At 59.5% G+C, this 10400-nt stretch carries 8 protein-coding genes and 1 pseudogene; 7 read left to right on the plus strand and 2 right to left on the minus strand.

The features are described 5' to 3' along the window. The 3 genes and pseudogenes from VGK48_08830 (at position 1) to VGK48_08840 (ending at position 2078) form a co-directional block, all read left to right on the plus strand. Positions 1-774, plus strand: a pseudogene (locus VGK48_08830) (IS1 family transposase). A 71-nt stretch (positions 775-845) separates the two neighbouring features. Further along, positions 846-1106, plus strand: a complete 261-nt coding sequence (locus VGK48_08835) for a hypothetical protein (GenBank protein ID HEY2381270.1) — start codon at positions 846-848, stop codon at positions 1104-1106. A gap of 57 nt (positions 1107-1163) precedes the next feature. Then, positions 1164-2078 (plus strand): hypothetical protein, encoded by a 915-nt coding sequence (locus VGK48_08840; GenBank protein ID HEY2381271.1) that lies wholly within the window; start codon positions 1164-1166, stop codon positions 2076-2078. A gap of 35 nt (positions 2079-2113) precedes the next feature. Here the strand turns inward: VGK48_08840 and VGK48_08845 are convergent, their stop codons facing one another. Beyond that, the gene (locus VGK48_08845) at positions 2114-3133 is read right to left on the minus strand and encodes an alcohol dehydrogenase (GenBank protein ID HEY2381272.1); all 1020 of its coding nucleotides are present in this window, start codon (positions 3131-3133) and stop codon (positions 2114-2116) included. Positions 3134-3617: 484 nt separating this feature from the next. Here VGK48_08845 and VGK48_08850 point away from each other — a divergent pair, with 484 nt between their 5' ends. Then, positions 3618-4040 carry a BlaI/MecI/CopY family transcriptional regulator gene (locus VGK48_08850; GenBank protein HEY2381273.1) on the plus strand — a complete coding sequence of 141 codons (423 nt, stop codon included), beginning with the start codon at positions 3618-3620 and terminating at the stop codon, positions 4038-4040. After that, the gene (locus tag VGK48_08855; GenBank protein ID HEY2381274.1) at positions 4037-6088 is read left to right on the plus strand and encodes a M56 family metallopeptidase; all 2052 of its coding nucleotides are present in this window, start codon (positions 4037-4039) and stop codon (positions 6086-6088) included. The genes VGK48_08850 and VGK48_08855 overlap by 4 nt, the downstream gene beginning before the upstream one ends. Before the next feature lie 337 nt (positions 6089-6425). On the opposite strand, the gene VGK48_08860 is transcribed toward VGK48_08855, so the two are convergent. Further along, positions 6426-7259 carry a TIGR03435 family protein gene (locus VGK48_08860; GenBank protein ID HEY2381275.1) on the minus strand — a complete coding sequence of 278 codons (834 nt, stop codon included), beginning with the start codon at positions 7257-7259 and terminating at the stop codon, positions 6426-6428. 112 nt (positions 7260-7371) lie between these two features. Between VGK48_08860 and VGK48_08865 the strand changes: the two genes are divergently transcribed. Together VGK48_08865 and VGK48_08870 are read left to right on the plus strand one after the other, a co-directional pair. Next, positions 7372-9852, plus strand: coding sequence for a fused MFS/spermidine synthase (locus VGK48_08865; GenBank protein ID HEY2381276.1), 2481 nt, complete (start codon positions 7372-7374; stop codon positions 9850-9852). Positions 9853-10023: 171 nt separating this feature from the next. Continuing rightward, positions 10024-10400 (plus strand): hypothetical protein (locus VGK48_08870; GenBank protein ID HEY2381277.1); only part of this gene is annotated, 377 nt, incomplete at its 3' end.

Below are 10400 nucleotides of genomic sequence, written 5' to 3' on the forward strand. Positions count from 1 at the left end.
CTACTCCATTCGCGCGAAATGACCTCATCGAAATGCCAATTTATTTATGCGCAGTCCCTTAAGCTCGTTGCGGCCATTGGCGAAGCGTGCCGTGCGTTTCAAGACCAAGCTTTTCGTAACCTGAATTGCCGCCGGTTGCAACTCGATGAAATCTGGCAGTTCTGCTATGCAAAAGCAAAAAACGTGCCGGAAGAGAAGCGTGACCAATTTGGATATGGCGACGTGTGGACCTGGATTGCAATCGACGCGGACACGAAGCTTGTACCGTGCTGGCTTGTCGGCAAGCGGGATTCAGAATGCGCTATCGAGTTTGTGAACGATCTGGCGCGCCGTCTTCGTCATCGCGTGCAAATCACCTCTGACGGCCATCGACCCTACATTGTCGCGATTGAAAACGCTTTCGGCTCAGAGGTTGATTATGCGATGCTGATTAAGATTTACGGGAAGTCGCCACTTGAAGCAGACACGCGCTACAGCCCGCCTATGTGCCTTGGGACGGAGACCAAGATCATGAGCGGCGATCCCGACATGAACCACGTCTCTACGTCCTACGTTGAACGCCAGAACCTAACGATGCGTATGGGTATGCGTCGGTTCACCCGTCTAACGAATGGTTTCAGCAAGAAGCTCGCGAACCATGCCGCCGCAATCGCCCTCCACTACATGCACTATAATTTCTGCCGGATTCATAAAACATTGCGGGTGACCCCGGCAATGGAAGCGGGAATTTCAGACCATGTGTGGACAATAGAGGAAGTCGGCGCACTGCTGGACGCAAACGCGAAGACGATGACGCGCGGACCATACAAGAAGAAATCGGCTTAGACTTACCGGAGGTGAACCGCATGACGACAAGGACCACGAGAATACAAACAAGCGATGATCCTACAGATCCAGTCATAATTTCTACAGAGGGCCAGAGAATTGAACTACGGATCGGCGCTGCCCGTCAGGGCGAAACAAGAGTTGCAATGCTTAAGATTTCCGAGGCCCGCAAGGTGGCACTGGAATTGTTACTTCAGGCCGAGAATCTCGCCGATGAAAATATCGCCAAAAAGAAACGTGCGGAGCTCTTAAAGGCTGAAGGGGTGGAAGGATTATTCTGAAGTTTCAAAATGAGTCACTACCCAATGACCTAAAAGATACCTGTTTCCGTGAGGAAGATGTACTGGCGTCCAATTTCTGAAGCGGATCTTTCCGAATGTCTTGCGATACAGCCCGCGTGTCTGGGAGACCGGATCGTGGGGCGAAGCACGGCGCTTCGTGTCTGGCGCGAGTTGCTGGAGAACGTGTCCTTTCACGGAAGTGTGATTGAATCCGAGCGGCCCATCGGAGGACGGCGGATCGTCGCGTGCGGCCTGGGAGTGTTCGTCGCGGACGCATTCGCGGACGGCGAAATCCAAAACCCGCGGCCCGGTCTCAATTCGCGGATTATCGCCGGAGTGGCGGCAGGAGAATCTTTAATGCTGAGCCGGGCGCAGATCGGCGCGGGAAATGCGGGCAAAGGCGTCGATTTCGTCAACATGTACGGAACGTGGCGCGACGCAGTCCTGAACGCCGATCAACTCGCGGAAGTCCATGCGCTGTTGGGTACGAGTTTCGTCGAACATTTTGTGGGGTACCGCTTCAATCGCGTGTTGAAGGAAGCCATCGGCCATTCCAGAATCTCGCTGGCTCGTGCAACGGGCACGTACCGGATAGTCGCGGAGTTTCAAGAAGCCGAAAGTGTGCTGGCCGTCGCGAGTCCGGAGAGCGTTCTTACTTCCCCTTACTCGGTTGCCGCGGCGCTCTATCGCTACCAGAAACCGGTGCTCCGCCTGCGTCCTGCGGAACAGAAACTTCTCGCCGCGGCCCTCGCCGGCAAAACCGATGCGGAACTCAGCGCGGAGCTCGGATTGAGCATCGAAGCAATCAAAAAGCGATGGATGTCCGTTTTTGACAGAGTCGATGAATTCAAGCCCGAGATTCTCAATAACCCTCTAACAGAAAGCGACGGGCGTGGACCGCAAAAACGGCACCGCGTTGTGGCGTACATCCGGAGTCATCCCGAAGAGCTCAGACCGTACTCCTGGACCTGACTCGCCGTGCCCGGAACGGTTGCCACCTGGCTAAACTAATTCCCGGTTGTCAGTACGACACGGAACCTTGCTTTATTGCTCATCATGCGGTCATAGGCTTCGGCGGCCTTTTCCAGCGGAAATGTCTCGGTCATCGGGCGAACGCCGGTCGTCGCGCTGAAGCGCATCGCGTCTTCGGAGTCGATCGAACTTCCGGACGGCCATCCGCAGACACCCGAGCGGCGGCCAATCAGACTGACGGTAACGAGAGACATCGGCTTGAAATCCGCGCCGAGGACGATCAGGCGGCCATCGACTGAAAGACCGCCGAGTGTAGCCGCCATCGCCTCCGCGCTTGTCGCCGTTGCGAGAACGATTCTCGCGCCGCCGAGTTTCTGAAGAGCTTCGGAAACGTCACCCGCCTGGCTGTCGATATAGTGATGGGCGCCGAGCTGACGGGCCAGCGGCTCTTTGTCCGTGCCACGTGCGATCGCGATCGTGCGAAAGCCCATCTTCGCCGCGAACTGCACACCAAGATGTCCAAGGCCGCCGATCCCGAGGACCGCCACGGTATCTCCCGGCCTCGCGCCGCTATTGCGCAAAGAGTTGAACGTCGTGATGCCTGCGCACATCAGCGGACCTGCTTCGACCGGGCTCAGCTCGTCCGGAATGAGAGCCAGTCCTTCGAAAGGCACGAGGACGTAGTCCGCGTAGCCGCCATCCATCGTGATGCCGGAAATCAGCTGATTCGAACAGGTGACGAAGCTGCCGCGCCGGCACGATTCGCAATAACCGCAATAGCTGCCGAGCCAGCCGACGCCGACCCGCTGCCCAGGTTTCCAGCGCGGAACCTCGGCGCCGACGGCGTCGATGACTCCGGCAATTTCGTGCCCGGGAATCCGCGGATACTGGACGCCCGGCCAGTGGCCCTCTTTCGTCAACGCATCACTGTGGCACAAGCCGCACGCTTGAACTTTGACCCGGACCTGCCGCCGCTCCGGCTGCGGAATATCGCGCTCAACCATTTCAAACGGACCGCCGGCACGCGCCACCTGTACCGCACGCATTTTAGCCATCGTAAACCTCCCGTAAGATTCGGATATATGACTTTACAGCGCGCTGGGATACTGAACAATCAAACCCGTAAGTTTGATCGCGGTCATCCGTACAGACGGCTAAAGCGTGTCCCGCACAAAAACGTCCAACAAAGGCATGCAGCCTCCAGCGCAGCGGAAGCGCCGGGACTGATGCCCAACCCGTTAGTGCGCAGCCTGATCTCGGACCGCGCGCTCTTCCCGAAAACCGCGAGTTCTTCTGCCTGATAACAAACCTCGAATAAGCGATTCCCATTAAACACTTCCCATTTTCCCCATCTTGCGTATAACCGGCTTGGCAATTCTTTCCGGGTAATCGCTATGTCAGGGCGGCGGTGAAGAATTGGGGCAATGGGAAGTGTTTAATGGGCATCGCTTATTCGAGGTTTGTTATCAGGGACCGCTTTTCTTTATCTTGACACATTACTATATCCATAGGTATTTTGACGTCATATATAGGATTTGCATGAAATTACCCAAGCTGACCAGGCTCGAATTAAAGCTCATGGATACCTTCTGGAAGCGCGGAGCCTGTTCCGTCCGCGAGATTCAGGAAGCGTTCCCGGAAAGAACACGACCTGCATACACGACCGTACAGACCACCGTCTACCGTCTCGAAGAAAAGAAGGCGCTCCGCCTGGTGAAGCGAATCGGTAAAGCCAAGGTGTTTGAAGCCGCCATCACCCGTGATCAGGCACAGACCCGCCTGGTCGACGAGTTGCTGAGTCTGTTTGGCGGCCAGGTCAAGCCCGTCATGGCGCGGCTTGTGGAGTCGGGAAAGTTCACCGCGGACGACATCAGGGACGTCGAAGAGATGTTGCGCGAGCATCGCGAACGTGAGCCGGCGAACGCAAGCCTGACAGGGCGCAGAAAGGACAAATCCAAATGATTCCGGGATATCTGTTTCCCCTGGCAAATCATCTGTGGCAATCCACCATCGTTACGGCCGTTGCAGCGCTTCTCGCCTTGGCACTGCGCAGGAATGCGGCCCGAGTGCGGTATTGGCTATGGTTCCTGGCGGCGATGAAGTTTCTGATTCCGTTTTCAATACTGGTGAGCATCGGGCACCAATTTGAATGGCGTACGCCTCCGATCGTGACCCAGGTACCGATTTCGGCCGTCGCGGAAATCGGCATGCCTTTCGATCCCGGTGCAGCCGAATACTTAACGTCATCGAAGATTTCGACGGCGCCCAGAGCGAATGCGCTTTCTATGGTGTTGCTCTCCGTTTGGCTTTTTGGTTTTGCGGTGAGCGTCTGGCTCTGGCTTCGTTCGTGGTTGCGGGTGCGCGCAGCTCTGAACATGGCAACGCCGATTCAGCTGGATCTGCCGATCGGGAACGCGGGAATTCGGACCATGTCGTCGCCGGCCCTGCTGGAGCCGGCGGTATTCGGAATCTTCAGGCCCGTGCTGCTGTTGCCCGAAGGCATTGCAAATAGGATGCCCGCGGAACAGTTGAAGGCTGTCCTGGTCCACGAACTGTGCCACGTCCGGCGCCGCGACAATCTCTCGACAGCAATCTACATGGCCGCAGAAACACTGTTCTGGTTCTATCCGCTGGTGCGGTGGATCGGAGCACACCTGGTCGACGAGCGTGAGCGCGCGTGTGACGAAGAAGTGCTTCGGCTGGGTAGTGAGCCGATCGTTTATGCCGAGGGGATCGTCGGTGTGTGCAAGGGCTATCAAGAGTCGCCGTTACGTTGCGCATCCGGAGTGACAGGGTCGGACCTGAAGCGGCGGATCAGGGCCATCCTCGATGGCGGCGTTGCCGCAAACCTGAGCACTGCGAAGAAAGCAATATTAGTGACGGCAGGGATCACACTCCTCGCAATGCCGGTCGTCGTGGGGTCGATGAAGGCGGGACCAAAACCGTTCACGCCACCATCTTCGCCGACGATCCAGACCGCTGAGTTGGTCACGCCTCAGCCGGCGCAGCCAGCAACGCCCCACTCCTCGCAGGAAATTAAGCCGCAGGCGGACAAGCCCGCAACACCCACGCCCGCAACTACCACCCCGGCACCTGAATTCGAGGAAGCATCCGTCCACCCGTGCGACCCGGACAACGTTCCGGCCGCACCGGAAGGCATGAGAGGCGGCGGCGCAAACAGCTTCCAGATGACGCCGGGACGGACGCACGCCCTTTGCATGACGCTCGCCACGCTCATCCGCACGGCATACGGTTACGGGCCAGCCGACCTGGAATTCCTGCAACCCGGCGGCCGCGGTCGAGGCTTCAATTTCAACAATGTGTATGGCCTTGGCGTCGAGGACGGTGTCCGCGTCCGAGGAGGGCCGGACTGGGTGCGAAAAGACCGATTTTCGATCGAGGCCGTCGCGCAAGGCGCATCCGATCCAGCGACGATGCAGGGACCGATGCTTCGAGCGCTCCTGGAGCGGCGGTTCCAGCTGAAGACGCACACGGAAGGGGAACAGATACCGGCGTTCGCGCTCACTGTCGACCGGCGTGGTCTCAAGATCAAGCCGGCGCAGGAAGGGTCTTGTGAACGGCTACCCGCTCCGACTCCAGGAGTTCCGATGATCCTGCGGCCTCGCAGTTTTGCCGATGTACGGCGCGGCGAGAAACCGACGTGCGGGTTGACCGGCGGGCGCAACGGCCCGAACTCCGTGCTCGTGGGTGGAGGAGTTCCGCTCGGAGCCCTCGCCACATTGCTCGGCGGAAGTCTCGGCGCCGTACAGGTGTTCGACAAGACCGGCGTTACCGCCCAGTTCAATTTCATCCTCGAATTTGCCGTGGACGAAAACGCCCCCGGTGACCCACACATTCGCGCTTCATTAGATACAGAGCCGTCCGACATTCCTCGCGCCGCCACGATCTTCACCGCTCTCGAAGAGCAGCTCGGACTGAAGCTGGAGCCGGCCAAAGCGCCGCGCGAGTTCATCGTGATCGATCACGTGGAAAAACTGTCGCCGAATTAGTGTCGCCGCGCCCCTCCCATCCTAAGTTAGGAGGGGCAGGCGCGAAGCGCGAGCCCGATAGGGCGAAGCTATAAGAGAGATGCCGCGCCGGGGTGGTCCGTTCAAAGCCGCGCAGCCACCTTATAGATATTCGCGAAGCGTTCCTTATCATCGGTGCGCTTCGCGGAAATCTTTAAGGAACGCGCTACGCGCGGACTTTGAACAGACCGCCCCAGCCCTCGCTACGCGAGGGCATCCCCGCCTAACTTAGGCGGGGAATGGTACGGCTAATTTGGGCTTTCCCCATTCGACAACAAAACACCACCCTGCGGGTGGCTACGCTCCGACGGTCCAGCTCTCAATTCGCGGCGGGTTTTTCGGCGGAATCGACGACGAGCATTTCGACCGCGATCTTGCGCGCTTCCAGCTTCAGGCCGAGTTGCTCCTGAAGCGGCCCGTTCACATCCTGTCCGGTCTCGACGACCAGCTTTGCGTCATAAAAGCCCTTGAGATTGGTTGCGTCACGAATGTGGCCGCCGCGCGCGAAAAGCTGGAGAAGCTGGGCCAGTCTTGCCATTGACACCTTTTGTACCGACAGCATCATCGACGACGGCTGGGCGGGGTTTTTATCGCCTTCAGCGGCAGCTTTCTTTGCCACCGCGACATCCTGGTTGCCGTCCACGCCGAGTGCGATCCTCTCTTCTTCATTCGGGCCGGCCTGCCGTATTTTCGGACCGTTCTTCGCGACGACCAGTTCAAAACCGTCGAGTTCCTGTGTTTCCCGATGGAACTTCAGCTTGAACCGGTCGGCAAGCAACCGCTGGAGCATCATTTGAAGGTCCGCTTCGATCGCGGTCGACGGATCCTCCGCTTTCGCTTCCACGTCATACCGGTCGTTGCCGCTTGCCACCCAGTCCGGACCACCTTTCAGCATGTCCATCGTGACGTCATAGGCGACACCAATCATATGACTCAGGCGGCCCGACGAGATCAGGCAGCGGCCCAACGGCACAGTCGCAGCCAAGTCCTTTGGAGCGAACACCGAATCGATGCCATGACAAGCGTTTCGGACACCCGCGCCCTGCAAGCGCGTCGGCTTGATCGAAGCGACTTCGAAGTCGCGTGACTGGGGATAGGACATGACGGTGTAACCGAGTCCGAGCGTTATTGCGAGAACGGCCAGTTTTCTCATACGGGAAATGTGAACCGTCCCCATATCGAATGTCAAATCAGCAGAAGACTCGATTTCGATATGGTGTGTGAGCGACCCCCTGCCGCGAATGACCATGCTAGACTCGCGCCGTATGAATTCGCCGAAAGTTACGGCTTCCCCGCCCTACCTCCCGCCGATGCTGCTCCTTTTCATCGGTTCCGGGTGTGCTGCCCTTATTTACGAGATTGTCTGGTTCCAGATGCTGCAGCTGGTGGTCGGGTCGTCGGCGATCTCGCTGGCTGTACTGCTCGGCACATTCATGGGCGGGATGTGCGCCGGCTCGCTTCTTCTCACGCGGTACGTGCCGCCCTCAGAGCATCCGCTGCGGGCGTACGCGAAGCTGGAAGCGATGATCGGCGTTCTCGGCGCGGTGCTGATCGTGCTGATGCCGCTGGTGGGCCGGCTCTATACCGCAGTGGACGGCGGCGGCCCTGCGAGCATCGTGCTCCGCGCGGCTGCGAGCGTGATCGTGCTTCTGCCGCCGACGATCCTGATGGGCGCGACGCTGCCCGCGCTCTCGCGCTATGTCGAGGTGACGCCTGAGGGAGTCGAGTGGCTTGGATTCTTTTATGGCGGAAACATCTTCGGTGCGGTGATCGGCTGCCTCGCCGCAGGTTTCTACCTGCTGCCCAGATACGACCTTACCACAGCCTCACTGACCGCAGTCGCACTGAACGCGCTCGTGGCGGGCGGCAGCTTTCTGCTGTCGAGGCGGGCGCCGTATGCGGGTTATTCTGCCGATTCCACAAAAGACGCGCGGACCGCGGAGCGCAAGCCCGATAGGGCGCAGCCTCAGGAAATGCCCGCGCCTAGAGTTCGGCGGGGAGTCTACATTGCGATCGCGCTGTCGGGCCTCACGGCGCTCGGCGCCGAGGTGGTGTGGACGCGGTTGCTCTCGCTGCTGTTCGGCGCGACGACGTACGCGTTCTCCATCATCCTCGCCGTTTTCCTGATCGGGCTTGGGATCGGCAGCGCGATCGGCTCGGTCATTGCGCGAAACACGGCCAATGCCCGCGCGACGCTCGGCTGGATGCAGCTCTCTCTTGCGTTCACGACGGCTTACGGCGCGTGGATGGCGGCACAGCAGCTGCCGTACTGGCCCGTCAACCCATCGCTGGCGCTGAGCCCGTGGTTCAACTTCCAGGTGGATCTGGCGCGCGCGCTGTTCGCGATACTGCCCGGAGCGATGCTCTGGGGCGCAAGCTTTCCGCTGGCGGTCGCTGCGGCCGCACAAAACGGCGACGCAAACAGTCAGGATGCGGGCGACACAGTCGGAAGAGTCTACGCCGCGAACACGCTCGGTGCGATCGCCGGCTCGCTGCTCACCGGCCTCGTTTGCGTGCCGCTGCTGGGTACGCACGGGGCGGAACGAGTGCTTATCATCGTCTCCGTAATTTCGGCCGCAGTCGCGCTCATGCCGCTATTCCGCTCTCCGCTCCGCGCTGGCGCGATGGCCGCGTTCGGTGTTCTGGCGGCTGGTTCGCTCTGGGCGGCGGCTGACGTGAGGCCCATACCTGCGGGTCTTGTGGCGTGGGGCCGCCTGCTTGCGTGGCAGGGCGAGCCTCATGCGTTATATGTGGGCGAGGGTATCAACTCGTCGGTCGCCGTCACCGAAGAAGCCAACGGCTGGCGCAACTTTCACGTCAGCGGGAAGGTGGAAGCATCCACCGAACCGCAGGATATGCGGCTTCAACGGCTGCTCGGCCACCTCACGGCGCTGATGGCCGAGAAGGGCCCGAAGAACGTGCTGGTCGTCGGGTTTGGCGCGGGCGTCACGGCCGGCGCGATCAGCATTCATCCGACGCTGGAACGGATGGTGATCTGCGAATTGGAACCGCTCATCCCGAAGGTCGTCTCGACGTATTTCAGTGATGTGAACTACAACGTCGCCGCGAACCCGAAAGTACAGATTGTGTACGACGACGCGCGCCACTACGTGCTCACGACGCAGGAAAAGTTCGATGCCATCACGTCGGACCCGATTCATCCCTGGGTGAAGGGCGCGGCGACTCTCTATACAAAAGAATATTTCGAACACGTGAAGGAGCACCTCAATCCGGGCGGTGTCGTCACGCAGTGGGTGCCGCTGTACGAGAGCACGGAAGATGCGGTACGCAGCGAGATCGCGACATTCCTCCAGGTGTTCCCGGACGGCACCGTGTGGCGAAACGATGACAGCAGCGGCCGGGGCTACGACGTGGTGTTGGCCGGACAACTCGACCCGGCGCCGATCGACGTGGACGCGTGGCAAACGAAGATCGACAGCCCCGCGTACGCGCCGGTGAAGGCGTCGCTCGCCGAAGTCGGCTACGCGACAATTCTCGACATGCTCAAAACGTACTCGGGACGCGGGAGGGATCTCGCCCCGTGGCTCGCCGGCGCGGCGATCAATACGGACAGGAACCTTCGCCTCCAATACCTCGCCGGCATCGGGTTCAACAACAACACGGGCACGGAAATCCGCGACTCGATGCTGCAGTACCGCAGGTTCCCTTCTGATCTGTTCAAGGGTGACCCATCGAGCGTGGAGGCGCTCCGGTCGCTGGTGATGGACGGAGCGTCGGGGCCGTAAGAATCTATTGCAGGTTGTAACATTGGAGGTTTTTGCATTTCAAATTTGAAATGCAAAAACCTCCCCACCGGAGTCAGGTCTTTCTTGGACAGCGCCTAACTGAAAAACCGTGACGTCGAAATCCGGCCACGTTAGAGTACGCCTAACCCTGTTGACCAGAGGAGGAGCTCGATGAAACGCGTTACTCTCATATGGATGGTGTTCACGGCCGCATTGCTCGTCCCCACGGCCTCTTTCGCTCAGATTTCCTGCTCGCGCGACGGGCTGCAGCGCGCAGTCGATCTCTATATCACCGCCCAGACGAAGGGCGATACGTCCGGCATGCCGCTGGCCATGGGGCTGGGATACATGGAGAACGCCGCGCCCGCCAACATCAACAACGGCCTGATCAAGACGGCGATGAAGATCGATCACAGCCGCAGCCTCCTCGATACAGCGACTTGCCAGACGTTTACCGAGGTGATCGTGACGAACAAAGAACATCCATATGTTCTCGGCACGCGCCTGCGCGTCAACCACGACAAGATCGCCGAGATTGAAATCCTCTG

The organism is Terriglobia bacterium, from assembly GCA_036496425.1.
Classification (GTDB): Bacteria; Acidobacteriota; Terriglobia; order 20CM-2-55-15; family 20CM-2-55-15; genus 20CM-2-55-15.

Excerpts from the sequence above, each read along its gene's own strand:
- VGK48_08835 (HEY2381270.1), top strand. The coding sequence starts at position 846 with ATGACGACAAGGACCACGAGAATACAAACAAGCGATGATCCTACAGAT.
- VGK48_08840 (HEY2381271.1), top strand. The coding sequence starts at position 1,164 with ATGTACTGGCGTCCAATTTCTGAAGCGGATCTTTCCGAATGTCTTGCG.
- VGK48_08845 (HEY2381272.1), bottom strand. The coding sequence starts at position 3,133 with ATGGCTAAAATGCGTGCGGTACAGGTGGCGCGTGCCGGCGGTCCGTTT.
- VGK48_08850 (HEY2381273.1), top strand. The coding sequence starts at position 3,618 with ATGAAATTACCCAAGCTGACCAGGCTCGAATTAAAGCTCATGGATACC.
- VGK48_08855 (HEY2381274.1), top strand. The coding sequence starts at position 4,037 with ATGATTCCGGGATATCTGTTTCCCCTGGCAAATCATCTGTGGCAATCC.
- VGK48_08860 (HEY2381275.1), bottom strand. The coding sequence starts at position 7,259 with ATGAGAAAACTGGCCGTTCTCGCAATAACGCTCGGACTCGGTTACACC.
- VGK48_08865 (HEY2381276.1), top strand. The coding sequence starts at position 7,372 with ATGAATTCGCCGAAAGTTACGGCTTCCCCGCCCTACCTCCCGCCGATG.